This window comes from Sphingomonas sp., from assembly GCF_031372575.1.
GTDB lineage: Bacteria > Pseudomonadota > Alphaproteobacteria > Sphingomonadales > Sphingomonadaceae > Sphingomicrobium.
This window is the reverse complement of the sequence record NZ_JANMLM010000005.1, coordinates 30,777-54,234: the sequence shown is the minus strand read 5'-3', so window position 1 is coordinate 54,234 and position 23,458 is coordinate 30,777. Positions and strand designations below refer to the sequence as shown.

General features: G+C 63.4%; 20 protein-coding genes and 1 tRNA gene. 15 read left to right on the top strand and 6 right to left on the bottom strand.

Translation table 11 applies throughout. The features are described from left to right. On the top strand, nucleotides 1-1,180 hold a 1,180-nt coding region (locus RMN73_RS00500), incomplete at its 5' end, for a multicopper oxidase domain-containing protein (RefSeq protein ID WP_309601359.1). A gap of 79 nt (nucleotides 1,181-1,259) precedes the next feature. Here the strand turns inward: RMN73_RS00500 and RMN73_RS00495 are convergent. Beyond that, nucleotides 1,260-1,391 (bottom strand): hypothetical protein, encoded by a 132-nt coding sequence (locus RMN73_RS00495; protein WP_309601358.1) that lies wholly within the window; start codon nucleotides 1,389-1,391, stop codon nucleotides 1,260-1,262. 64 nt (nucleotides 1,392-1,455) lie between these two features. Here RMN73_RS00495 and RMN73_RS00490 point away from each other — a divergent pair, with 64 nt between their 5' ends. The 7 genes from RMN73_RS00490 to RMN73_RS00460 all read left to right on the top strand — a co-directional run bounded on the left by RMN73_RS00490 (nucleotide 1,456) and on the right by RMN73_RS00460 (nucleotide 10,048). Beyond that, nucleotides 1,456-2,367: a copper resistance protein B gene (locus RMN73_RS00490; protein WP_405051500.1), complete on the top strand. Its 912-nt coding sequence runs from the start codon at nucleotides 1,456-1,458 to the stop codon at nucleotides 2,365-2,367. A 23-nt stretch (nucleotides 2,368-2,390) separates the two neighbouring features. Then, nucleotides 2,391-2,858, top strand: coding sequence for a nuclear transport factor 2 family protein (locus RMN73_RS00485; RefSeq protein WP_309601356.1), 468 nt, complete (start codon nucleotides 2,391-2,393; stop codon nucleotides 2,856-2,858). A gap of 1 nt (nucleotide 2,859) precedes the next feature. Next, complete coding sequence (locus RMN73_RS00480) at nucleotides 2,860-3,549, top strand: DUF2231 domain-containing protein (protein ID WP_309601355.1); 690 nt, start codon at nucleotides 2,860-2,862, stop codon at nucleotides 3,547-3,549. A gap of 55 nt (nucleotides 3,550-3,604) precedes the next feature. Continuing rightward, the gene (locus RMN73_RS00475) at nucleotides 3,605-3,727 is read left to right on the top strand and encodes a hypothetical protein (RefSeq protein WP_309601354.1); all 123 of its coding nucleotides are present in this window, start codon (nucleotides 3,605-3,607) and stop codon (nucleotides 3,725-3,727) included. Between the two features lie 668 nt (nucleotides 3,728-4,395). Then, complete coding sequence (locus RMN73_RS00470) at nucleotides 4,396-5,637, top strand: TolC family protein (RefSeq protein ID WP_309601353.1); 1,242 nt, start codon at nucleotides 4,396-4,398, stop codon at nucleotides 5,635-5,637. Beyond that, the gene (locus tag RMN73_RS00465) at nucleotides 5,634-6,875 is read left to right on the top strand and encodes an efflux RND transporter periplasmic adaptor subunit (protein ID WP_309601352.1); all 1,242 of its coding nucleotides are present in this window, start codon (nucleotides 5,634-5,636) and stop codon (nucleotides 6,873-6,875) included. Before RMN73_RS00470 ends, RMN73_RS00465 begins: the two co-directional genes overlap by 4 nt. Further along, nucleotides 6,872-10,048, top strand: a complete 3,177-nt coding sequence (locus RMN73_RS00460; RefSeq protein WP_309601351.1) for an efflux RND transporter permease subunit — start codon at nucleotides 6,872-6,874, stop codon at nucleotides 10,046-10,048. Before RMN73_RS00465 ends, RMN73_RS00460 begins: the two co-directional genes overlap by 4 nt. A gap of 95 nt (nucleotides 10,049-10,143) precedes the next feature. Here RMN73_RS00460 and RMN73_RS00455 read toward each other — a convergent pair. Then, a tRNA-Ala gene (locus tag RMN73_RS00455) sits at nucleotides 10,144-10,219 on the bottom strand. A 158-nt stretch (nucleotides 10,220-10,377) separates the two neighbouring features. Here RMN73_RS00455 and RMN73_RS00450 point away from each other — a divergent pair. Further along, nucleotides 10,378-11,367, top strand: a complete 990-nt coding sequence (locus RMN73_RS00450; RefSeq protein ID WP_309601350.1) for an NADP-dependent oxidoreductase — start codon at nucleotides 10,378-10,380, stop codon at nucleotides 11,365-11,367. A 4-nt stretch (nucleotides 11,368-11,371) separates the two neighbouring features. On the opposite strand, the gene RMN73_RS00445 is transcribed toward RMN73_RS00450, so the two are convergent. Together RMN73_RS00445 and RMN73_RS00440 are read right to left on the bottom strand one after the other, a co-directional pair. After that, the gene (locus RMN73_RS00445) at nucleotides 11,372-12,541 is read right to left on the bottom strand and encodes a hypothetical protein (RefSeq protein WP_309601349.1); all 1,170 of its coding nucleotides are present in this window, start codon (nucleotides 12,539-12,541) and stop codon (nucleotides 11,372-11,374) included. A gap of 122 nt (nucleotides 12,542-12,663) precedes the next feature. After that, complete coding sequence (locus RMN73_RS00440; RefSeq protein ID WP_309601348.1) at nucleotides 12,664-13,497, bottom strand: neutral zinc metallopeptidase; 834 nt, start codon at nucleotides 13,495-13,497, stop codon at nucleotides 12,664-12,666. A 103-nt stretch (nucleotides 13,498-13,600) separates the two neighbouring features. On the opposite strand from RMN73_RS00440, the gene RMN73_RS00435 reads away from it, so the two are divergent. Genes RMN73_RS00435 through RMN73_RS00425 form a run of 3 tightly spaced genes read left to right on the top strand, consistent with a single transcriptional unit; the run spans nucleotide 13,601 to nucleotide 16,355 of the window. Continuing rightward, on the top strand, nucleotides 13,601-14,386 hold the full coding sequence (locus RMN73_RS00435; RefSeq protein WP_309601347.1) for a 3-hydroxybutyrate dehydrogenase: 786 nt from the start codon (nucleotides 13,601-13,603) through the stop codon (nucleotides 14,384-14,386). A gap of 11 nt (nucleotides 14,387-14,397) precedes the next feature. After that, entirely contained in the window at nucleotides 14,398-15,024 is a 627-nt protein-coding gene (locus tag RMN73_RS00430) for a DUF4893 domain-containing protein (RefSeq protein WP_309601346.1), read from the top strand. Between the two features lie 11 nt (nucleotides 15,025-15,035). Next, nucleotides 15,036-16,355, top strand: a complete 1,320-nt coding sequence (locus RMN73_RS00425) for an amidohydrolase (RefSeq protein ID WP_309601345.1) — start codon at nucleotides 15,036-15,038, stop codon at nucleotides 16,353-16,355. Between the two features lie 25 nt (nucleotides 16,356-16,380). Here RMN73_RS00425 and RMN73_RS00420 read toward each other — a convergent pair whose 3' ends face one another. Together RMN73_RS00420 and RMN73_RS00415 are read right to left on the bottom strand one after the other, a co-directional pair. Then, nucleotides 16,381-17,007 (bottom strand): hypothetical protein, encoded by a 627-nt coding sequence (locus RMN73_RS00420; RefSeq protein ID WP_309601344.1) that lies wholly within the window; start codon nucleotides 17,005-17,007, stop codon nucleotides 16,381-16,383. An 11-nt stretch (nucleotides 17,008-17,018) separates the two neighbouring features. Next, nucleotides 17,019-18,026 carry an aldo/keto reductase gene (locus tag RMN73_RS00415; RefSeq protein WP_309601343.1) on the bottom strand — a complete coding sequence of 336 codons (1,008 nt, stop codon included), beginning with the start codon at nucleotides 18,024-18,026 and terminating at the stop codon, nucleotides 17,019-17,021. An 88-nt stretch (nucleotides 18,027-18,114) separates the two neighbouring features. Between RMN73_RS00415 and prsK the strand changes: the two genes are divergently transcribed. The 3 genes from prsK to RMN73_RS00400 all read left to right on the top strand — a co-directional run bounded on the left by prsK (nucleotide 18,115) and on the right by RMN73_RS00400 (nucleotide 23,455). Beyond that, entirely contained in the window at nucleotides 18,115-20,175 is a 2,061-nt protein-coding gene (gene prsK, locus RMN73_RS00410; RefSeq protein ID WP_309601342.1) for an XrtA/PEP-CTERM system histidine kinase PrsK, read from the top strand. Beyond that, complete coding sequence (gene prsR / locus RMN73_RS00405) at nucleotides 20,172-21,545, top strand: PEP-CTERM-box response regulator transcription factor (protein WP_309601341.1); 1,374 nt, start codon at nucleotides 20,172-20,174, stop codon at nucleotides 21,543-21,545. Before prsK ends, prsR begins: the two co-directional genes overlap by 4 nt. 77 nt (nucleotides 21,546-21,622) lie before the next feature. After that, nucleotides 21,623-23,455, top strand: a complete 1,833-nt coding sequence (locus RMN73_RS00400) for a DUF885 family protein (RefSeq protein WP_309601340.1) — start codon at nucleotides 21,623-21,625, stop codon at nucleotides 23,453-23,455. Nucleotides 23,456-23,458 lie beyond the last annotated feature (3 nt).

The window sequence follows — 23,458 nt, the reverse complement described above, 5'->3', positions numbered from 1 at the left end:
CATCATCAACGCCTCGGCGCAGACCGGCTTTAACGTCCGCATCCCCGACTTGCCGATGACTGTCGTTCAGGCCGACGGGCAGAATGTGCGGCCCGTGACCGTCGACGAGTTCCAAGTCGGGGTCGCGGAAACCTACGACGTGATCGTCACGCCGGGCGATCGGGCATATTCGTTCGTCAGCGAATCGATCGACCGCTCGGGCCTCGGCCGCGCTACGCTGGCACCGCGCGAGGGCATGTCGGCACCGCTGCCGCCGCTTCGCCCACGTCCCCTGCTGACGATGACCGACATGGGGATGGGCGGGAGGGATCATTCGGGGATGGCGGGGATGGACATGTCCAATGCCCCTAATCCCGCCGCAGTCCGCGGAGTCGATCCCTCGGCGCAGCAGAATGCATCCGGCAAGCTGTGGAAGCTGACCGGCTGGACCGGCCCGGCGACGACCGCTGCCGTGGGCATCTCGGCAGTTGGATCGGTCGCCGCCCCGATGGCGGGAATGGACCATGCGGCGATGGGTCACGGGGCTGCTGCGACCGCGCCGCCTGGTGCTGCCGGGTCAATGGCAGGGATGGATCATGGCGCTACGTCCGGTGCCACCGTGCCGGCCATGGACCACGGCTCAATGAACATGCGCGACATGAAACTTGCGCCGCAGGTCAAGGATGGGCCGGGCGTGCAGACGATATCGCCAATGCCGACCGATCGGACCGCTGAGCCGCCGGTCGGCTTGGAAGGGCTCGGCCACCGGGTGCTTACTTACCGCGATTTGATGGCGGTCGAGCGCAACCCGGATGTTCGAGCGCCAACGCGATCGATGGACATCCACCTGACCGGCAACATGGAGCGCTACATGTGGTCGTTCGACGGGGTTAAACTAAGCGAACCCGCCGAGCCGATCCCATTCCGGTTGAATGAACGAGTCCGGGTCACGCTGATCAACGACACGATGATGCCTCACCCGATCCACTTGCATGGCCATTTTTTCGAACTGGTCACGGGCCACGGTGCAAATGCCCCGCGCAAGCATACGGTCAACGTCCCGCCTGGCGGCAAAATGACGTTCGACGTCACCGCCGATGCGGCTGGCGACTGGGCGTTCCACTGCCACAATCTTTACCACATGACTGCCGGGATGATGCGTGTCGTCACCGTCCGTTCGACCGCCGGAGAAGCCGCATGATCCGTCTCAAGTCCGCCCTTCTCGTGGCCGCTGCGGCATTCGCCATGGTATCTGCCGTTCCGGCCGCCGCGCAGATGGATCACTCCAACATGCCCGGCATGAAAATGCCGATGCCCGCGAAAAAACCCGCAGCGAAGAAGCCGGCGGCGAAAAAACCTGTGGCGAAGAAGTCAGCTGCGACGAAGCCGGTCGCGAAGAAGCCCGTTGCCAAGAAGGTCGTGCCGAAAAAGGCGGCTCCGGCTCCCGATCCCCATGCCGGCCACGACAGGTCGCAAATGCCGGCTCAGCCCGCCAGTCCTACGGTCGATCCGATGGCGGGCCATGACATGAGTTCGATGCCAGGGATGGAAATGCCGTCGACCAAGCCCGTCGATCCGATGGCGGGTCATGACATGAGCGCCATGCCCGGGACGACCGATGCGGCACCGTCGGGAACCGATCTTCCCGCCGGGAACGCGCCCGCGCCCGATGTCCCGACCGACCATGCCGGGGACGCCGTCTATGGAGCGAGCGCGATGGGCATGGGTCGCCACCATCTGAACGAATTTCACGGCGGGCAGAAGCAGTCGCTGGTGATGTTCAACATCGCCGAGGCGCAGTTTCGCAACGGCCGCGACGGCTTCGAGTGGGATGGCGAGGGCTGGTATGGCGGCGACATCAACCGGCTGTGGATCAAGAGCGAGGGCGATGGCGCTTTTGGTCGGTCGATCGAAAAGGCCGAGGTGCAGGCACTCTACAGCCGCGCGGTCGGCCCTTACTTCAACCTCCAGGGCGGGCTGCGCTACGACTTCAAGCCCAATCCATCGCGGGTCTATGCGACGGCTGCATTGGAGGGGCTGGCACCGGGTCTATTCGACGTCGAGGGTTCGTTATTCCTGTCGAACAAGGGCGAATTGCTCGCGCGCGTCGAAGGCTATTACGACCAGCGCATCACCCAGCGGCTGATCCTCCAACCGCGCGCGGAACTTAATTTTGCGGCGCAAAGCACGCGCGAACTCGGTGTCGGCTCTGGCCTGAGCGATGCCGAGGTTGGTTTGCGCTTGCGCTACGACATCCGCCGCGAATTCGCGCCGTATGTCGGCGTCCAATATCGCCGGGCATTTGGCCAGACGCGGCAATATCTCCGCGACGAGGGCGAGAAGGCGGGCGGATGGAGCCTGCTGACCGGCGTCCGCGTCTGGTTCTGAGCCTTGAACAAGGGAGAATGAAAATGAGAAAAATGTTGATTGTCGCTGCGGCAGTGCTTTGCGCTCAGCCATTGGCGGCTCAGTCCGGCTCGGCGCGAGCGGCGGACACGGCGGCGGTTCGGACAGCGCTGTCACAATATAAGTCAGCCGTCGAACGGCTCGACACCAAAGGGACCGAACGACTGTTCACCAGCGACTCGCAAGTGTTCGAAAATGGCGGCGTCGAGGGCAGCTACACCAATTATTTGGCTAAGCACCTCGGCCCCGAGCTCGGCCATTTCAAGTCGTTCAAATTCTCCGACTACAAGGTCGAGGTCCGCTTCGAGGGCCCCGTCGCGCTGACCACCGAAACGTACAATTACCGTATCGAAACCGCGAAGGGCGAAATTGTCGAACGGCGCGGTGTCGCCACCAGCGTCCTGAAGAAGGTCGGCAGCGATTGGAAAATCCTGTCCACCCACGGATCTTCACGCAAACCGAAGGGAAGCTGAGATGCAAATCGCACTTGAACAGCGCTACCTCTGGAGCCGCATTAAGGTAATTTGGGTAGCGCTAGCGTTGACCTTGGCATTGCTTTTCGTCGCCTCGCCGGCGCTCGCGCACAAGGATCACAAGAAGAAGCAGGCCGAAGCCGCAAAGATGATCCAGCAAGCGGCTCAGCCAAGCGCGCCAATGGCAATCAACAGCGCGTCGGCCGCTCCCCACGCGCAAGGAAACGAGATGATGGACGGGATGGACATGGGGATGGACCGTTCCAAAATGTCCTTCTTCGAACGCCTGTTCGGCTGGCTTGGGCGGCTTCATCCGCTGATCGTTCATTTCCCGATTGCGTTTTTCCCAGCGGCGCTGCTCACTGCAATTGCGGGCCGGCGAAAGCCAGCGTTCGCCGCTCCCGTTCAATTTTTGGTAGTGGCCGGCGGTATCTTTGCCCCGCTAGCCGCCGCTGCCGGATGGCTGGCCGGGATTGGCGCTGATCCCGACCCAGTTCTTGCCTACCACCGATGGCTGGGCGTGGCGATTGGACTGGCTGGTGCCGGTCTCGGCATCTGGGCTTGGAAAAGGCCTTGGGAAGATCGCGGCACCGGGATGATCGCGGCGTTATCAATGATGACGATCGCGATTGCGGCACAAGGGTTCATGGGCGCCGCGCTTACGCATGGCATGGACCACATGATGTTCTGAGGAGGGTAATAGGCAACAGGCAATGCCCGATACGGGCTCGACAACGAGTCCCGACATGACGATCATCGATCCCGAAATCGCACGTCTGTGCGAAGGAATCGTAGCAGGTCAGAAAGCTGAAATTGTAGAAATCGCCGCATTTTCGTGCATTCACGGCGGCGAAATGGTCGCTCGGTAATGCAAATCGAGATATTTGCGATAAGCTGTCATACCACAGTCCTGTGAAAAACCCTGTGGTGGGCTTCGATCGAACCGCAACGCCTGTAACCAACCGGCCGGCTAACTCGAAACGACACGGGAATGTGCGAGGGCCGCAGTCGCCTTCAATTTGACTTAACTTGCCGTCGGTATAGGTTGCTTGTTGTGACACGAATGATTCATATTTGCCTGTTGCTGGCGGCGTTGGGTGGCTTGCTGGGCCAATCAACTGCGACGGCCATGGTCGTAGCGCCGATAGGCACTGGATTGCTGCAAGCGTCGATGGCGAGCATGGACTGCATGGACATGGTGGACCGACCTGCACCTGGGGAATCCCCGTGCAAGAAAATGACACTACAATGCATGGCGGCGATGGGCGGTGCGCCTGCAGCCATGGTCGAACCTGCAGCGCGGAGCATTCCGTTGCTCGTCGTTGACCGAACAAAGGCTGCGCTACCGCTGGCAGCGCGCCTCTGGGGCCGGACCTACGGCCCGGAGCCGGATCCGCCCAGTTTCATGATCTGACACCCGGACTCCGTCTGATCGCTGCCGCAAAAGGTGGCGGCATCGACGGACCTGCTCAGATCGAGGATCTCCAAAATGACGCATTTTCCAACCGCTGTTGCGGTGCCGTCTACGCCAAACAAAATGATCGGCGCTGCCCTTTCAGGCGCAATACTGCTCGCCAGCATCGGCATTGCGTTACCAGCGCGAGCTGATCCGCTAACGTTCGAGGAAGCGATTTCTCGCGCGCAGGAGAATGCACCATCTCTCCGTGCACGAGCGTTGGGCGCCGACGCGAGCCGAGCTGCTCGAGCCGCCGCCGGAGCGCTTCCTGATCCTAAGCTGTCGCTCGGCGTCGACAGTTTTCCGATATCCGGTCCGCTCGCTTTCCAGCCTTCTCGAGACAACTTCACCTGGGTTCGGATCGGCATTTCGCAGGACATTCCGAATCCCGCCAAGCGGAGAGCCCAGCGGACACGCGCGGACGCCGACATCGCGGTGGCCGAGGCGGGCACGGTGCTGGAAGCGCGCACTGTCGAGGTTGATACGGCAATCGCCTGGATCACGCTGGCTTATGCGCAAAAGCGCCTTGCTGTAGTCGAAGCTGTGCGGCCCAAGCTCGACCGGCTTGTGCGGACGACGCCGAGCGCAGTTGCTGCTGGCAATGCTCGCCCAGGGCAGACCCTAGCCGGACGGCAGTCGATAGCCGAGCTCGACGACCGGCTTGACGAACTAAATGCCGACGTCGGACGCGCGCGCGCCGAGTTGACGCGCTGGACTGGCGATCCTGCACCCCAAATTGCCGGGCCGGTGCCCGACTTCGCGGTTAACGAAGCAACGCTTCGTGCATCGATCGATACCAATCCGTTGCTCGGACCGCCACAAGCCCGAATCGCACAAGCAGCTGCCGACGTTCGACTGGCAGAGGCTGACCGACAATCCGACTTCGGCGTCGAAGCCGCCTATCAACACCGCGATCCGCGCTTCGGCGACTATGTGTCTGCCGGGGTCACGGTCAGCCTGCCCTTCTTCACCCGGCGTCGCCAAGGCGCCGCGATCGCTGTCCGACAGGCGGAAGCGAACAAGGTCGACGCGGAGCGCGAAGCAGCTCGCCGCGAACTCGCCGCGAACCTTGAAGCGGGTCTCGCCGACCACACCATGCATCATGAGCAATGGATGCGGTCACGCAGGACAATCGAGCCGCTGGCTCGCGAACGAGTCGATCTTGAGACGGCCAGTTACGGCGCAGGGCGAGCAACCCTGATCGATGTCGTCGATGCGCACATTGCGCTCGTCGCGGCGACGCTGACCACCCTGGACCGCGAGGCGCTTGTCGAAATCGATGGAGCACGGCTCACTCTTACTTATCGGAGTGCGACACGATGAACCCGAGAGACCTCATTCCCCGCACACCAGTCGGTCGAGCGATCATCCTCGCCGTCCTCGCCAGCGGCGGCATCGGATATGGTGTGGCGAGATTTACCGCGCCTTCGACGTCCGAGGTCGCTGGCTCAGCGGCCGACGGGCGCAAGGTCCTTTACTGGTATGATCCGATGGTTCCCCAGGAGCGCTACGACAACCCGGAATCCCTGTCGTCAATGGGGATGAAGACCCAGCCCAAATATGCTGACGAGAACGGTGCATCGGGAGGGCCGCCGGGAGTCACGGTCGATCCGGCGGCTAGGCAGAATCTTGGTATCCGTCTAGCCACGGTCGAAAGCGGCTCGATCGCATCCGACCTGACAGTCACTGGGGCGATCGACTTTAACCAACGCAATGTCGCCGTTATCCAGGCGCGCGCCAACGGCTTTGTCCAGCGCGTCTATAATCGCGCGCCGGGCGACGTCATCGGCGCCGGCGCGCCGCTGGCCGACTTCCTCGTCCCCGAATGGGGCGGCGCGCAAGCCGAATATCGAGCGGTGCAGCGAACCGGCGACAAAGCGTTGATCGCTGCGTCCCGTCAGCGGCTTCGCCTGCTTGGAGCTCCCGGCACCGGTGGCAATGGCACGACGACCATCCGAAGCCCGATTGCCGGCGTCATCCAGACCCTCGATGTCCGACGCGGCATGACGCTGTCAGCGGGACAGTCGCTGGCACAGGTGTCGGGCCTTGGCACGGTATGGCTCAACGCCGCCGTGCCCGAAGCGCAATCCGCCGGGATCCGGGTGGGCCGCCCCGTCCGGGTCGAGCTGACCGCCTTTCCCGGCGAGAACGTCTTTGGCCGCGTCATCGCCATCCTGCCGACCGCACAGGCCGAAAGCCGGACGCTGACGGTGCGGATTGAGTTACCCAACCGGGGTGGGCGGTTGCGGCCAGGCATGTTCGCCACGGTCCATCTGGCAGGTGATCCCGGTGGAGGCTTGCTGGTGCCGAGTGAAGCAGTCATTCGCACAGGCAAACGCGACCTGGTGATGATCGCTGTCGCCGGCGGCCGCTACCGGCCGGTCGAGGTCAAGGTCGGCCGCGAGGGCGGCGGCAAGACCCAGATTCTGGCTGGGCTTGCTGAGGGTCAGAAGGTCGTCGCCTCGGGCCAGTTCCTGCTCGATTCCGAAGCAAGCTTGAGTGGCATCGAGGCAAGCCCCCTCGGCGGGCAACCGATGACCCTGAAGGGTGAAAGGCGTTGATCGCTGCGATCATCCGCGCATCGGTCAGGGCACGCTATCTCGTCCTTCTCGCCGCCCTAGTGCTGGTCGTGGTTGGCATTGGTGCGGTCAGGACGACCCCGGTCGATGCACTGCCCGATTTGTCCGATGTCCAGGTCATCGTCCGAACGACCTTTCCGGGTCAGGCACCGCAGATCGTCGAGAATCAGGTCACCTATCCGCTGGCCACGACCATGCTGTCGGTGCCTGGCGCGCGGGTCGTTCGGGGCTATTCGTTTGTCGGCGACAGCTTTGTCTATGTGTTGTTCGAGGATGGCACCGACCTCTATTGGGCGCGCAGCCGCGTGCTTGAATATTTGAGCCAAGTGCAGGGCCGCCTGCCAGAGGGCGCCAAGGCTTCGCTCGGCCCGGATGCGACCGGCGTCGGCTGGATTTACGAATATGCGCTGGTCGACAAGTCTGGCCGTCACGATTTGTCGCAGCTGCGCAGCATCCAGGACTGGTTCCTGCGATATGAGTTGAAGACCGTCCCCGGAATCGCCGAGGTCGCGAGCATCGGCGGCATGGTCAAACAATATCAGGTCGTGCTCGATCCGCAGAAACTGGTCTCCTATGGCGTCACGCAGGCACAGGTGACCGAGGCACTCAAGCGCGCCAATCAGGAAACCGGCGGCTCGGTCATCGAGCTGGCCGAGGCCGAATATATCGTCCGCGCTTCCGGCTATCTGACGTCGCTCGACGACTTTCGCGCCGTGCCGCTCAAGACGACAACCGGCGGAGTTCCGATCCGGCTCGCCGATGTCGCGACCATCCAGATCGGTCCCGACATGCGTCGCGGCGTGGCCGAATTGAACGGGGAAGGCGAAGTCGCAGGTGGGGTCATCGTTATGCGCCAGGGCAAGAATGCCCGCGAGGTCATCGACGGCGTTCGGACCAAGCTCGACGAGCTCAAGAAAAGCCTGCCGCCGGGCGTCGAGATCGTTACCACTTATGACCGCTCGGGCCTGATCGATCGCGCAGTCGAAAACCTCACATCCAAGCTGATCGAGGAGTTCATCGTCGTCGCGCTCGTCTGCGGCCTGTTCCTGTGGCACGTCCGTTCGGCGCTGGTTGCGATCCTTACCCTGCCGCTCGGCATCCTGATGGCGTTCATTGTCATGCGCCTCCAGGGATTGAACGCCAACATCCTTTCACTTGGTGGAATCGCCATCGCCGTCGGTGCGATGGTCGATGCGGCTGTCGTCATGATCGAGAATACGCACAAACACCTCGAACATTGGGCGCGCGACAATCCGGACCGAACCTTGGAAACCCCCGAACGGTGGAAGCTCATTACCGAAGCTGCCGCCGAGGTTGGCCCGGCGCTGTTCCTCAGCCTCTTGATTATCACTTTCTCGTTCATCCCGATCTTCTCGCTTCAAGGCCAAGAGGGGCGACTATTTGCGCCACTCGCCTTCACCAAAACCTATGCGATGGGCGCCGCCGCAATCCTGTCGATCACGCTTATTCCGGTTTTGATGGGGTTCCTGATCCGCGGACGGATTCCGTCGGAAGACTCCAACCCGATCAATCGCTGGCTGACCCATATCTATCGCCCGGCGCTTGATTGGGTTCTGGAACGACCGAAAAAGGCGCTAGTGATTGCAGCGCTGATCTTCGCGACGAGCATCTGGCCGATCAGCCAGCTTGGGGGCGAGTTTATCCCGCAGATAAACGAAGGCGACCTGCTCTATATGCCCTCGGCGCTGCCCGGCATTTCAACTGCCAAGGCGGCAAGCCTGCTGCAACTGACCGACCGCCTGATCAAGACCGTGCCCGAGGTCGATAGCGTATTCGGCAAGGCTGGTCGCGCCGACACCGCGACCGACCCGGCCCCGCTCGAAATGTTTGAAACCACGATCCGCTTCAAACCCAAGAACCAATGGCGGCCCGGCATGACCCAAGAACGGTTGATTGAGGAACTCGATCGCGCCGTAAGGGTGCCTGGACTGGCCAACTTCTGGATTCCGCCGATCCGCAATCGCATCGACATGCTGTCGACTGGCATCAAAAGTCCGATCGGGATTAAGGTGGCGGGTTCGAACCTGGCGGAAATCGACAAGGTGGCACGGCAAATTGAGGTCGTCGCCAAGACCGTGCCGGGTGTCGGCTCTGCACTCGCCGAACGCCTGACCGGCGGACGCTACATCGACGTCAAGATCGATCGCGCCGCGGCGGCGCGCTATGGCATGAACGTCGCCGACGTCCAGTCGGTCGTCTCCGGCGCGATCGGCGGCGAAACGATCGGCCAGACGGTCGAAGGGCTGGCACGCTACCCAATCAGCGTGCGCTACCCGCGCGAGCTGCGCGACAGCATCGACGGCCTGCGTAATCTGCCGATTGTCACCCCGTCGCTCCAGCAGGTGACGCTCGGCACCCTCGCCAGCATCCGCGTCAGCGATGGTCCGCCGATGCTGCGCAGCGAGAATGGCCGCCCGGTGACGTGGATTTACATCGACGGTCGCGGACGACCGCTCACCACCATCGTCGGCGATCTGCAACGAGAGGTCTCAGCGAAGGTCAATCTGCCCCCTGGGATCAGCGTCACGTACACTGGCCAGTTCGAGTTTCTCCAGCGGGCGATCGAGCGGTTGAAGATTGTCGTCCCGGCGACGCTGCTGATCATCTTCCTGCTGCTTTATGCGACGTTCCGAAGGTTCGACGAAGCGGCACTCATCATGGCCACCCTGCCCTTCGCGCTGACTGGCGGGCTTTGGTTGCTGTATTCGCTTGGCTATAATCAGTCGGTAGCAACTGGCGTGGGATTCATTGCGCTGGCCGGCGTCTCGGCCGAGTTCGGGGTGGTGATGTTGATTTACCTCAAACATGCGCTTGCGGAGCGCGGACCAGCGCCGGATGCCGCAGCTGTTGTGGAGGCTGTTCGTGAAGGAGCGCTGCTGCGAGTCCGGCCCAAGGCAATGACCGTCGCAGTGATCCTTGCCGGCTTATTTCCAATCCTCATCGGCACCGGGACGGGCTCCGAAGTCATGAGCCGGATTGCCGCACCGATGATTGGTGGAATGATCACTGCGCCGCTGCTGTCGATGCTCATTATCCCGGCAGCCTATTTGATGCTGAGGCGACGACGCTCTCATGCAGACCCGGTTTTGTTGGCGTCGAAGTATGACGACCTTCATCCGCGGTGGCCTGTCTAAGCCGCCCAGGCCGCGCAGGATTCGATGACGGACTGCAGCAGCGACGTCGGTTGGTTTTTCAGCGAACGGGGAGCAGTCTTTAGCAACGACGGGCGTGGTGGAGCTGAGGAGGATCGAACTCCTGACCTCTGCAGTGCGATTGCAGCGCTCTCCCATCTGAGCTACAGCCCCGCACCCGTCGGAAGTGGCCCAATAGCGGCGCTTTCCCCAGCGTGCAACGCCGTTGGGCAACGCTTGGCCGCACGAGAATTACAGCGACGCGCGCGCGGGCTTCCGGTTTGAAGCGAAGCGGCTTAGTGCGGAATTGAAACCCGATCAGGAGAGAATTTATGGCCCGCGCATGGCAATTGACTAGCCGCCCCAACGGCATGCCGACGACCGACAATGCCGAGCTGGTTGAGGTTGCCTTACCCGCGCTCGGCGATGGCATGGTTCATGTCCGCAACAACTGGCTGTCGGTCGATCCGTACATGCGCGGCCGGATGAACGATGTGAAAAGCTATGTTCCACCATTCCAGATTGGCCAGCCGATGGACGGCGGCGCGGTCGGCGTGGTGGTCGAAAGTCGCGACCCGAATTTCGCTGCCGGCGACAATGTGCTGCATATGGCCGGCTGGCGCGACGAGGCGGTGGTGCCGGGTTCCGCGCTCAACAAATTGCCCAATATGCCGGGCGTCGAACCGAAGGAATTCCTCGGCAATCTCGGGTTGACCGGGGGCACCGCTTATTTCGGCCTGCTCCACGCGGCGTCAGCCAAGGCGGGCGACATTGTGTTCGTTTCGGCCGCGGCAGGCGCGGTCGGATCGGCGGTGGTGCAAATCGCCAAGGCCAAGGGCATGACGGTGATCGGATCGGCCGGCGGGCCCGACAAGGTCGCATTCGTCAAGTCGCTCGGTGCCGACCAGGTGATCGATTACAAGGCCGGGCCGGTGATCAAGTCGCTGATCGCGGCCGCACCCGACGGGATCGACGTTTACTTCGACAATGTCGGCGGCGAGCACCTCGATGCCGCACTTGCGGTCGGGCGCAAGGATGCGCGGTTCGCGATGTGCGGCGCGATCGAGAATTACAATTCGGGCGTCGCCACCTCGCTGCGTTACATCATGCGGATCATCGGCATGCGGATGCGGCTGCAGGGGTTCATCTACACCGATTACCTCGGCCAGCTGGGCCCGTTTTACCAGGACATGGGCGCGATGATGGCGGCGGGACAGTTGAAGTCGCGCGAGACAGTGGTCGAGGGCCTCAACCAGACCCTCGATGCGTTCCTTGGACTATTCACCGGCGCCAACACCGGCAAGATGCTGGTCAAGCTGTAGGGCTTTACGGCACCGTTACGGTAAGATCGTTGGAACAGCGGGTGGACGCGGTTTCGCACACCCTAAACTGGTAGCTGCCGGTGCCGAGTGTCTGGCTGAAACTGCCGGTGTTCCCGGTGTCGGCAACCTTCACCCCGTCGCGGAAAATGTCGACCCGTGAGCCCGACGCGCCCGACCAGCTGAGGGTCACGATGGCGCCGCCAGCGAACGGGTTGATGGTGGCCGACAAGGTAATCGGAGTAGGCGTGGGCGGTTGCTGCGGCGACACCCCGCCGAGCACCAGCTGCGACAGGCTGACCCGGTGCGACCCGCTGTCGGCGTCGAGCGTCACCGACGCGCCGCCATTGGCATGCCAATCGGTCACCAGCTCAATTTCGAACAGCATGAACGCGCGCGGCAGAACAACCACGCCCGAGCCCTGGAGAACATCGGCATATTCGATCGACTGGCTGCTATCATCGCCGAAAAATCCGCCCGATACGTTGGCGCTACCGAGTTGGCGATCGTCGACGACCGACCGCTGGCTCGAATTCATTCCCCACACTGTGGTCCGCGCATTCACCGTGGCGCGGGCTTCCGACCCGAGCCCGAACCAGTCGGCGACCCCGCTCCAGTCTGCGTCGCAGGACAGACGCGCATTGACCGACAGGCTGGCCCGCGGCGTGACGAACACATCGGCATCGAGCGGGTTTTGCCACAGGGTGAAGAAACTGAGGCGGCCGATCCCGTCCCAATAGTCATCGCCGTCACCGCGCACGCGGTAGCGCGCCCAATTGTCGCCCGGCGCGATATTCGAGTCGGTGACCGAACCCTGGTCGGCGAAGCTGCGGATAAAGGTCACTTCGTCGATCACGGTTTCCATCGGATCGGCCGGAAAAACGAACTGGCCGAGATCAGCGAGCCGACGGCCTGCGGCGGCCGACAATTCGGTTGACCGTCGGCGGTCTTCATCGGCCAGTTTCCCACGTTCCGCCGCCTGCGTGGCGGCGAATTTGTCGAGCCGCGCGGAATCGAAGCCACTGCCCGCCAACTCGCGCTTGACCAAATCCCGTTGCTTGGCGGCGAGGGCGGCGCGGGCTCGATGATCCTGTCGGCGTTCAGCCTCGACCGCCCGCACCGGGGCAATCACGCCATCGATGAATTTTTCCGCTAGCCCATGCTGGTCGATCCGCATCGTCGTCACCTTTCGCCAACGCCGACAGGCGCGGGCCGGTGTCCGCGCGACGCCGCAACCCTACACCTTGACCGATGTGACGTCCAATTTGCGGCGCGCAGCGGCCCGCCCGGCGACCTATTCTAGCCGGTATATTTGCACTGCGCCGGGTCGCCCGTCGTCAGGCCGCGGTTGAGCGCTTCCTGGCGTTGGGCCGAGGTGCCGTGGGTGAAATTGTCGGGCGACACGCGGCCCTTGGTCAGCATGTCGTCGCCGATCGCTTCGGCCGCCCTCATGCCTTCGCCGATATCGCCCTGTTCGAGCAGTCCCGAGCGTTTGGCCCATACGCCGGCATAGCAGTCGGCCTGGAGCTCGACCCCGACCTGGACGGCATTTCCAGCCGCGGTGCTGGACCGCGCCTGCGCCGACTGGGCGCGATCGAGCGTGCCCTGCAGATATTGGATGTGATGACCGACTTCATGCGCGATGACATAGGCCTGCGCCGCGTCGCCGGGAGCCTGGAAGCGGCGGCTCAGTTCATCGAAGAAGGTCGGGTCGATATAGATGCTCTGATCGGACGGGCAGTAAAATGGCCCCATCGCCGACTGCGCCGCGCCGCATCCCGAATTATTCTGATTGCTGTAAGCAACCAGCCGGGTCGGCTTATACTGTGCGCCGGACTGCTGGAATATCTGGCCCCAGACCTGCTCGGTCGATCCAAGCACGCGCTTCAGCACCTGCCCCTGGTCGGCGGTCAGCTTGGACTCGCCGGTGGTGGTCGACCCTCCCCCCAGTCCGCCAAGCGAGGTCAGCGCGCAATAGCCCAAACCGAGCACCAGCACCCCAACGATGCCGAAGCGCGACATGACGAACGGGAGAAGCATTCCGATCAGCCCGCCGCCAATCCCGCCGCCCCCGCCGCGCTGGCCGGTCCGATCCTCGAAATTCCCGCTTTCGGGTGCATCACCTAGCCGCATCAACGCTCTCCCTGTCTGTCACCGCTCAATGCGCCACCGGCGTAACGGTTGCAAATCCGGCGCGACGGGGCGACAGCGCGGCGACCATAGGAAGGATTATCCAATGTTGCTCGAAGGTAAGCGTGCGCTCGTCACCGGATCCACCTCAGGGATCGGGCTGGCGATGGCTAGAGCACTGGCCGCCGAGGGGGCCAATGTCATGATCAACGGCTTTGGCGACAAGGACGAGGTCAAGGCGATCTGCGCCGAACTGGCCAAGGCGTCAGGCGGGGTTGCGCTGCACGATGGCGCGGATCTCGGCAGCCCGGCGCAGATCGACAAGATGATCGCGCGCTGCACCTCCGAAATCGGATCGCCCGAGATCCTCGTCAACAATGCCGGGATCCAGTTCGTGTCCCCGGTCGAGGATTTCCCGCCCGAGAAGTGGGACGACATCATCAAGATCAATTTGACCGCGGTGTTCCACACCACGCGGCTCGCCTTGCCCGAAATGCGGCGGCGCGGGTTCGGGCGAATCATCAATACCGCGTCGGCGCACAGTTTGGTCGCGAGCCCAAACAAGAGCGCCTATGTCGCGGCCAAGCATGGGGTGGCTGGATTCACCAAGGCGGTCGCGCTGGAGACGGCCAAGGACGGGATCACCGTCAATTGCATCTCGCCCGGCTATGTGTGGACCAAATTGGTCGAGAACCAGATCCCCGACACGATGAAGGCGCGCGACCTGACCCGCGACCAGGTGATCAACGATGTGCTGCTCGCGGCGCAACCGACCAAACGCTTCGTCACCCCCGAGGAAGTCGCCGGACTCGCGCTCTATCTGTGCGGCGAGAATGCCGGATCGATCACCGGGGCCAACTTGTCGATGGACGGCGGCTGGACCGCGCAATAGGCTGCATCGCAATGAACCGTTTGCTCGCCCCCGCCGCCGCCTTGCTGACCCTGACCGCGTGCAATGCGCTGACCGGTCCGCGCGAGATCATCGGCAGCGAAACCCAGCAATGGCGAGTCGCCGCGACCGGGGGGGACCGCACCCGGTTGCGCGACTGGCGAACCGCCTTCATCGAAGCCTTGGCCAAGGCCCGCGCGGGCGGACATGGGCGGGAGATTGCCGCCGAGGGCGCGTTACTCGATCCCGACGCCGGGATTGTCGGGGTGCCGATCCCCAATGGCGATTATCGCTGCCGCGTGATCAAGCTGGGGGCCAAGCAGAGCGGGCTGCTCGATTATGTCGCTTACCCGGCTTTCACGTGCCGCATCCAGCCCGACAAGGGGTTGCAAGGATTTGCCAAGTTGAGCGGATCGCAGCGCCCGGTGGGGATGATCTTCCCCGGCGATTCGATGCGCCAGGTGTTCCTCGGGACACTGGTGCTGGGCGATGAGAAACGCGCGATGCAATATGGCCGCGACCCCGATCGCGACCTGTCGGCCTTTGTCGAGAAGATCGGTCCAAACCGCTGGCGGATGGTGTTTCCGCGACCGGCGTTCGAATCCACGCTTGACGTGATCGAGCTCATCCCTGCAAGCTGAGGAATATCGCCATGAACCATCGCCTGTTGATCGCTGCGGCGGCTGTCGCTCTATTGGGTTCGCCAGCTGGCGCGGTTTCAGTTGAGGAAGCGGTCAAGGCGGACATGCCATCGCTGATGACGCTCTATCGCGATTTCCACACCAACCCCGAACTGAGCATGGCCGAAGTGCGCACCCCGGCGAAGCTGGCGGCGGAAGCGCGGCGGCTGGGGTTCACCGTCACCGAGAAGGTCGGCAAGACCGGGGTCGTCGCGGTGATGAAGAATGGGCCGGGGCCGACCTTGCTGATCCGCGCCGACATGGACGGCCTGCCGATCGTCGAGCAGACCGGATTGCCGTTCGCATCGAAGGTCCGCGCCGTCGCCCGATCGGGAGTCGAGACCGGGGTGATGCACGGCTGCGGCCATGACACGCACGTCACCAGCTGGATTGGCACCGCGCGGCAATTGGTCGCGCGCAAGGCCGACTGGTCTGGGACTTTGGTGATGATCGCGCAGCCGGGCGAGGAAACCGGCGAAGGCGCCAAGGCGATGCTCGACGATGGCCTGTTCACGCGCTTCCCCAAGCCGTCGACGGTGATCGGGTTCCACGACGCGGCGGCGATGCCCGCCGGCGTTATCGGGGTGACGCCGGGCTATGCCTTGGCCAATGTCGATAGCGTTGACATCGACGTCAAAGGCGTCGGCGGGCATGGCGCGTATCCGCAAACCACCAGAGACCCGATCGTGCTTGCGGCACGGATCGTGACGACGTTGCAGACATTGGTCAGCCGCGAGAATAATCCGGCCGATCCGGCGGTGGTGACGGTCGGCAGCTTCCAGGCGGGGGCCAAGCACAACATCATTTCCGACAGCGCCAAATTGCAGCTGACGGTGCGCAGCTACACCCCCGAGGTGCGGCGCAAATTGCTCGACGGGATCAAGCGGATCGCGCGCGGCGAGGCGATTGCGGCAGGGATGCCCGACGACCGGATGCCGGTGGTGACGATCCGCGAAGCCGAATATACGCCCGCAACGTTCAACACCGAAGCCTTGTCCGACCGCGCTTTGGCCTTGTTCACGACACGGTTCGGCGCGGCGCGGGCGATCAAGACCCCGGCGGTGATGGGCGGCGAGGATTTCAGCCGCTTCCTGCTCGCCGACCCCAATCTTCAGAGCCTGATCTTCTGGGTCGGCGGCACCCCGCAGGACAAATGGGATGCGGTGGCCGGCGACCAGACCAAACTCCCCTCGCTCCACAGCCCCTATTGGGCCCCCAATGCCGACGCGGTCATCTCGACCGCGACCGAGGCGATGACGTTGCTGGCGATGGATGTGCTGAAGAAGGGGTGAGGTTGGCAACCTTCAGAGCAGCAGGTTAACCTTCAAGTTGCGGCGGTCGAGGCTCTTCGGCGGCGGCGAATTCCTGTTCCCTCGCACGTTGTTCTGCGGCCGCGATCGCGGGGAATGGGTCGATGATGCCGGGCGGCGGTTTTACCTCGCGGAAAGTTGCAATGTGAATGCCAAGCACATGGACCGTTTGAAGCAGCAGAATATCGTTGTCGAAGGCTTCGACGGCCGCCTCGGCAGTCACGCCTTCTTGAAACGGTGACCCAGCCCGATAGTTTTCAATGACCGCTTTTGCGTAAGTGTAGAACCGAGCAATTCTGTCAGCGAAGTATGGATCGAGCAGTCCTAGTTTCGAGTTGAGAGCCTCAAACGTCGAAAAATAATTCTCTTTCAATTCAATGACGAGCCAATGACCAGGGCCATCGCCTTTTCCTTCGGCGACGAGTTTTGCGTTTAGCTCTCGATATTGATGGAATCCTGCGAGGAACTGCCTGTGATTTGCCAATCGGTTGATCGCCTCTACCTCGGCGCAAAGGGCCGAAAGCACTGCGCTAGCCTCACGATTCCTCGCGAAATTTGCCTCTAACGCTCTGAGTCCACCGCCCAGTGCGATCCCGATTAGCCCAAACAATGCAGCCAGAATTGTACCGATCATAACGTCTTACCTTACTCACTAGCCACATTGAGCAACTCGATTTGCCCAGGACTCAGCTCCAACCGCAACGCCGCGATCAACTCTTCCGCTTGGCGCATGCTAGTAGCGCTGGCGATGGGGGCGGTTATTCCGGGTTGGGTCTTGGTCCAGGCCAAGGCGACTGCCGCGAGGCTCTCGCCGGTTTCGGAGGCGACTTCGTCCAATGCCGCCAGCACCTTTTTGCCTTTGGGGCTGTCGATATAGTCGATGTTGCGCCCGCCGCGGACCGATTTGCCGAGGTCGTCCAGCGTCCGATATTTGCCGGTGAGGAAGCCGTTGGCGAGGCTGTAATACGGGAAGAATGACAGGCCGCGGCCGGTCACGACGTCCTGCAATTCGCCCTCAAACTTGCCGCGCTCGACCATATTGTACCAGCCCTGGACCGCGACGGCGGGCTCGATCCCAACCTTGATGGCGACGTCGAGCGCTTCCTCGACCCGCGCGGCAGTGAAATTGCTCAGGCCCGTCGCGCGGATCTTGCCGGCGGCGCGCAACGTCTCGAACGCGCCAAGGCTGTCGGAGAGCGGGACAGCGGGATTGTCACGGTGTTGGTAATAAAGGTCGATGGTGTCGATCCCCATCCGCTTCAGCGATGCTTCGGCCCCGTTCGCGATCACGCGGGGGTCGAGCGAGGCGACATATTCGCCGCTGTCGGCCTTGCCGTCATAGGATTTGGCCTGATCGACATGGCCGTCGAGGAAGCCGACCTTGGTGGCGATCACCACCTTGTCGCGCTTTGACGGATCGCGCCTGAGCCAAGTGCCGATCACGCGTTCGCTCTCGCCGCCGACATGGCCCGGCGCCCAGGCCGAATAGACGTCGGCGGTGTCGATCATCGTCCCGCCGGCGTCGACGAACGCATCGAGGATCGCGAAACTCGCGGCCTCGTCGGCGGTCCAGCCGAACACATTGCCGCCCAGCGCGAGCGGCGCCACGATCAGTCCACTAGTCCCGATTTGTCGCATAGTGAGGTTGCTCATCCACTCAACATAGCGCGACGTTCAGAGTTTGTTTGTAAATTTATCCGACAGTGGCGCCCATGTCGGTGAAATTGACAGTATCCGGGTGATGGAGGGCTGGGTAGCCTTTCCAGCGCAGGCGATTGCCGCGTTGCTGTTCCTCGCGCTGATCGGGTGGCGGTTGAAGGCCGGCGTGCGGCTTCCGGCGCAGCGGCTGATGCTCGCCGGATTCGCGCTGACCGCCTGCTGGGCGTGGCTGGGCGCGATCGCGCCGGGGACTCCGCTTGCCAATCTGGCCGAGACATTTCGCAATTTCACCTGGCTGGCACTGCTCCACAGTTTGACCAGCGGGGGCGAAGCGGTCGAGCGGCAGCGCGGGGTGCGGCTGGTCTATGGTGCGGTCGGCGCATTGCTGGGCATCCAGCTGGTGGCGGATATCCTGCCGCTGATTGCGGTCCATGACGCGCCACTGGCGGCGACCGCGACCTTGTTGCGGATCACCGCCGCCGCGGGGCTGCTGGTGCTGATCCACAATCTTTACGGCCAGGCCGACAGTGCCAGCCGCCACGCGATCGGCGCGACCCTGCTCGCGCTGGTGGCGACCTGGGGCTATGACCTCAACTTGTACACGCTGGCGTATCTCGAGCCCAAAGCGAGCATTGGGCTAGCCGAATGGCGCGGGGTGATGGTCGCGCTGACCGCGCCACTGTTCGCGATCGGTGCCGGGCGCGCCGACGGGTGGAAAATCCGCCTGTCGCGCGCGGCGACGTTCCAGTCGCTCAGCCTGCTCGCCATCTGTGCCTATTTCGCGACCATGACGATCCTTGCCACCGCGCTTCGCGGGACCGGGCTGGACTGGTCGCGGCCGATCCTGGTGGCGATGCTGAGCGCGATGACGGTGGCGGCGATGGTACTGCTGCCGAGTCCGCGCGCGCGGGCCTGGGCCAAGGTCAAATTGTCTAAGCATCTGTTCGAGCATCGCTATGATTATCGCACCGAATGGCTGCGCTTTGCCGACACGCTGGGGCGATCCGGGGCCGATGTCGCGCCGCTTGGCGAACGGGTGATCGAGGCGTTTGCCGACATCCTCGATTGCCCCGGCGGGATGCTGCTGGTGGCCGACGAGCGCGGCGAAGTGACCCAGGCGGCGGCGTGGAAATGGGATGGCGCAGGGTTTAGCAGCGACGGGCTCGACCAGGCGCGCTGGGCCGAGCTTGAGCATGATCCCCGGATCCTCGAGATCGATGCACTTCGGCGCGGCGATGCAAGCGGCGGATCATCGTTGCCGGTGCCGGCGTGGCTGGCCGGGGACAAAAAGGCGTGGTGCGGAATCCCGCTGGCGCATGGCGGGCGGCTGATCGGGCTGGTGTTGCTCGCCGCGCCCGAATTCCGCCGCGTGCTCGACTGGGAGGATTTCGACCTGCTCAAGACCGCCGGGCGGCAGGCGGCAAGCAGCCTGGCCGAAGCCCATGGCCAGCAGGCACTGGCGCAGGCGCAACGGTTCGACGAGTTCAACCGCCGCTTCGCGTTCATCCTGCACGACATCAAGAATCTGGTCAGCCAATTGTCTTTGGTCGCACGCAATGCCGAGCGCCATGCCGACAATCCCGAGTTCCGCACCGACATGATCGCGACGTTGCGATCGTCGGTCGGCAAGATGACCGATCTGCTCGCCCGCTTGTCGCCCGGCTCCGACCAGCGCCCGGCCAAGCTCGAGCCGACCCCGCTGCGGCCACTGGTCGCGGCGTTGGTCGCGAGCCGGCGGGCGAGCCACGACATCGCGCTGGCCGGCGATGGCAATCATTTGGTGCTGGCCGATCCCTTGCTGCTCGAACAAGCGATCGGCCATCTGCTGCAGAATGCGGTCGACGCCAGCGCGCCGTTGCAGCCGGTGACGGTGCGGATGGGCGGCGACGGCGACGAGGTGACGGTGGCGATCATCGACTTGGGGCCGGGGATGGATTCGGACTTCATCCGCACCCGCCTGTTCCAGCCATTCGCATCGACCAAGAAGGGCGGCTTCGGGGTCGGCGCATTTGAAGCACGAAGCCTGATCGCGGCGATGGGCGGGCGACTGTCAATCGATAGCCGGCCGGGCAAGGGCAGCCGCTTCACCATCCATTTGCCGGAATGCCGACCGATCACCGAATTAACACGGAAGAGCGCATGACCGACGACAAACACCTCCCCGTCCTGATGATCGTCGAGGATGACGAAGGCCTGCAGCGCCAGCTGAAATGGGCTTATGAGGGCTATCGCGTCGTCCAGGCGACGACTCGGCGCCAGGCGATCGACCTGTTGCGGCTGCACGAACCCGCCGTGGTGACACTCGACCTTGGCCTGCCGCCCGACCCCGACGGGACGAGCGAGGGCTTTGCGACGCTGAGCGAAATTCTCGCGATCAAGCCAGATACCAAGGTGATTGTCGCCTCGGGCCACGGCGCGCGCGAAAGTGCGCTTCGCGCGATCGCGCTCGGGGCGTATGATTTCTATCGCAAGCCGGTCGATATCGACGACCTCGGGCTGATCGTCGCGCGGGCGTTTCACCTGCACGAGATCGAGGCCGAGAACCGCCGGCTCGAGGCGGGCGGCGGCGATCCGACGACGGTGCTCGGGTCGATCATCACCGCGTCCCCCGAAATGCTCAAGGTGGCGCGGACGATCGAGCGGGTGGCGCTGGCCGATGTATCGGTGATGCTGCTCGGCGCGAGCGGGACCGGCAAGGAATTGCTGGCCAAGGCGGTGCATGAACTAAGCCCGCGCAAGCGCGGCGAATTCGTCGCGATCAACTGCGCCGCAATCCCCGAAAATCTGCTCGAGGCCGAATTGTTCGGCTATGAGCGCGGGGCGTTCACCGGGGCGATCAAGACCACCCCCGGCAAGATCGAGCAAGCGCAGGGCGGGACCTTGTTCCTCGACGAGGTCGGCGACATTCCGCTGCCGCTGCAAGTCAAATTGCTGCGCTTCCTGCAGGAGCGGGTGATCGAACGGATCGGCGGGCGGAGCATGATCGCGGTCGACACCAGGATCGTCTGTGCGACCCACCAGGATCTGGAATCGATGATCGCGGCGGGGCGTTTCCGCGACGACCTTTATTACCGGCTGGCGGAGATTGTGGTGATGATCCCGAGCCTGGCCGAGCGGCCCGGCGATGCGGTGCTATTGGCGCGGCATTTCGTCACCCGGTTCGCGCGGTCGATGAACCCCAAGGTGCAGGGGCTCGGTCCCGATGCGGCCGAGGCGATCGACGCGCACACTTGGCCGGGCAATGTCCGCGAGCTGGAGAATCGCATCAAGCGTGCGGTGATCATGGCCGATGCGCGGACCATCGGCGCGGCCGATCTGGACCTTGGCCAGCGTCAGCCAGAGCAGCAATCGCCAGCAATCAACTTGCGCGCCGCGCGCGAAGTCGCCGACCGCCGCGCGATCCGCCAGGCGATGGCGCGGACCGACAATAATATTTCGGGCGCCGCCAAGCTGCTCGGCATCAGCCGCCCGACTTTGTATGACCTGATCAAGCAATATCAACTGCAAGCGTAGCGCCTTATTCGACCAACGGGCTTGCGGCGGCGCGGCGCGAGGCTAGTCTTTCCCGACACGACATTCGGGAGAATAAGATGGACCGCCGCCAGTTCCTTACCACGACCAGCGTCGCCGCTGTCGGCCTGTCGATCGGCGGCACTTCAATTGCCCTGCCCGCCAAACGCAATCGGGCGACGCCGGGCGATGCCAAGCTCAACGCCTTGCTCGAAAAAATCTTCATGGACCGGGTCAAACGCAACCCGAGCTTTGCCACTGGCCTGGGTCTCGACAAGGGGCCGCTCGCGGCGTTGAAAGGCCAGTTCGACACAAGGCCCGACGCCCGCGCGCGGGCCGAGGATCTGGTCCGCAACAAGCGCGACTTGGCGGCGGTCAAAGCGATCAACCCGGCGACCTTGTCATCGTCGGGCAAGCTCAACCGCGACGTCATCATCTACCAGGCCGAAAGCGGCATGATCGCCACCGAGAAATTCGGCATCGGCAGCGTCCAGCGCCCCTACCCCATTTTCCAGCAAGGCGGAGTCTATTTCTCGACCCCCGACTTCCTCAATTCGAGCCATACGATCGACACCGCCGCTGACGCTGAGGCCTATCTGTCGCGTCTCGCTTTGGTCGATACGTTGATCGACAATGACAGCGCCGAGCAGAAGGCGCAGGCGGCGCGCGGCTTCCTCGCCCCGGCCTGGTCGATCGACCTTACGCTCGGCCAGATGAAGAAATTGCGTTCTGCACCGGCGGCGGACAGCGGGTTGGTCCAGTCGATCGCCAAGCGCGCCGCGGCCAAGAATATCCCCGGCGACTGGGCGGCGCGAGCGGCCGTTATCGTCGACAAGGACATCTATCCCGCGCTCGACCGGCAGATCGCGTTGATGGAAAGCCTGCGCTCGACGTCGCGGCCCGGCGATGGTGCCCGGCGTCTGCCCAATGGCGAGGCGATTTATGCCGCCGCGCTGAAGCAGGCGACGACAACCAATTACACGCCCGACGAAGTCCATCGCCTCGGCCTCGCCCAGGTGGCCGAGATCAGCGGACAGCTCGACGTCATCCTGAAGGGCGCGGGATTGTTCCAAGGCAGCGTCGGCGAGCGGCTCGACCAGCTCAATCGCCGTGCTGACCAGCTCTACACCAACACGCCCGAGGGCCGCGCGGCGCTGATCGCCAGCCTGAATGCCGGGGTCGAGGACATGAAGGGCCGCCTGCCGCGCGCCTTCGCGACCTTGCCGACCCAGCCGCTCGAGATCCGCGCGGTGCCGGTCGAAATCCAGGACGGCGCGTCGAACGGTTATTATCGCAACGCGTCGCTCGATGGCGCGCGTCCGGCGATCTATTACATCAATTTGAAGGACGTCGGCGACTGGCCCAAATATTCGCTCCCCGCGCTGACCTATCACGAGGGCTCGCCGGGGCATCATTTGCAGATCAGCCTGGCGCAGCAATCCAAGGATATCCCGACGTTGCGCAAGCTCGGCGGTTTCTCGGCTTATTCGGAAGGCTGGGCGCTTTATGCCGAGCAGGTGGCCGACGAACTGGGCGCCTACAGCGGCATTGAAAAAGCCGGCTTCCTGCAGTCGTTCCTGTTCCGCGCCAGCCGGTTGGTGGTCGACACGGGGCTACATTCAAAAGGCTGGAGCCGCGAGAAAGCGGTCGATTACATGGTCGGCGCAACCGGCTTTGCCCGCCCCCGCGTGCTGCGCGAAGTCGAGCGTTATTGCACCCAGATGGGCCAGGCCTGCAGCTACAAGGTCGGCCACATGGCCTGGACCCGCGCGCGGGCCGAAGCGGAGACGTCGCTCGGTGCCAAGTTCGATCTCAAGCAATTCCACGAGGTGCTCAAGGATGGCGCAATGCCGCTGACCTTGTTGCAGGCGCGGATCAGGGAGCGCACGGCGGCGCAGATGATGAAGGGGTGATAC

Bases quoted from the DNA above. Each gene is read 5' to 3' on its own strand.
- RMN73_RS00435 (WP_309601347.1), top strand. From the start codon at position 13,601: ATGTTGCTCGAAGGTAAGCGTGCGCTCGTCACCGGATCCACCTCAGGG.
- RMN73_RS00420 (WP_309601344.1), bottom strand. From the start codon at position 17,007: ATGATCGGTACAATTCTGGCTGCATTGTTTGGGCTAATCGGGATCGCA.
- RMN73_RS00470 (WP_309601353.1), top strand. From the start codon at position 4,396: ATGATCGGCGCTGCCCTTTCAGGCGCAATACTGCTCGCCAGCATCGGC.
- RMN73_RS00465 (WP_309601352.1), top strand. From the start codon at position 5,634: ATGAACCCGAGAGACCTCATTCCCCGCACACCAGTCGGTCGAGCGATC.
- RMN73_RS00480 (WP_309601355.1), top strand. From the start codon at position 2,860: ATGCAAATCGCACTTGAACAGCGCTACCTCTGGAGCCGCATTAAGGTA.
- RMN73_RS00475 (WP_309601354.1), top strand. From the start codon at position 3,605: ATGACGATCATCGATCCCGAAATCGCACGTCTGTGCGAAGGAATCGTA.
- RMN73_RS00485 (WP_309601356.1), top strand. From the start codon at position 2,391: ATGAGAAAAATGTTGATTGTCGCTGCGGCAGTGCTTTGCGCTCAGCCA.
- RMN73_RS00430 (WP_309601346.1), top strand. From the start codon at position 14,398: ATGAACCGTTTGCTCGCCCCCGCCGCCGCCTTGCTGACCCTGACCGCG.
- RMN73_RS00400 (WP_309601340.1), top strand. From the start codon at position 21,623: ATGGACCGCCGCCAGTTCCTTACCACGACCAGCGTCGCCGCTGTCGGC.
- RMN73_RS00425 (WP_309601345.1), top strand. From the start codon at position 15,036: ATGAACCATCGCCTGTTGATCGCTGCGGCGGCTGTCGCTCTATTGGGT.
- RMN73_RS00415 (WP_309601343.1), bottom strand. From the start codon at position 18,026: ATGAGCAACCTCACTATGCGACAAATCGGGACTAGTGGACTGATCGTG.
- prsK (WP_309601342.1), top strand. From the start codon at position 18,115: ATGGAGGGCTGGGTAGCCTTTCCAGCGCAGGCGATTGCCGCGTTGCTG.
- RMN73_RS00445 (WP_309601349.1), bottom strand. From the start codon at position 12,541: ATGCGGATCGACCAGCATGGGCTAGCGGAAAAATTCATCGATGGCGTG.
- prsR (WP_309601341.1), top strand. From the start codon at position 20,172: ATGACCGACGACAAACACCTCCCCGTCCTGATGATCGTCGAGGATGAC.
- RMN73_RS00440 (WP_309601348.1), bottom strand. From the start codon at position 13,497: ATGCGGCTAGGTGATGCACCCGAAAGCGGGAATTTCGAGGATCGGACC.
- RMN73_RS00450 (WP_309601350.1), top strand. From the start codon at position 10,378: ATGGCCCGCGCATGGCAATTGACTAGCCGCCCCAACGGCATGCCGACG.
- RMN73_RS00490 (WP_405051500.1), top strand. From the start codon at position 1,456: ATGCCGGCTCAGCCCGCCAGTCCTACGGTCGATCCGATGGCGGGCCAT.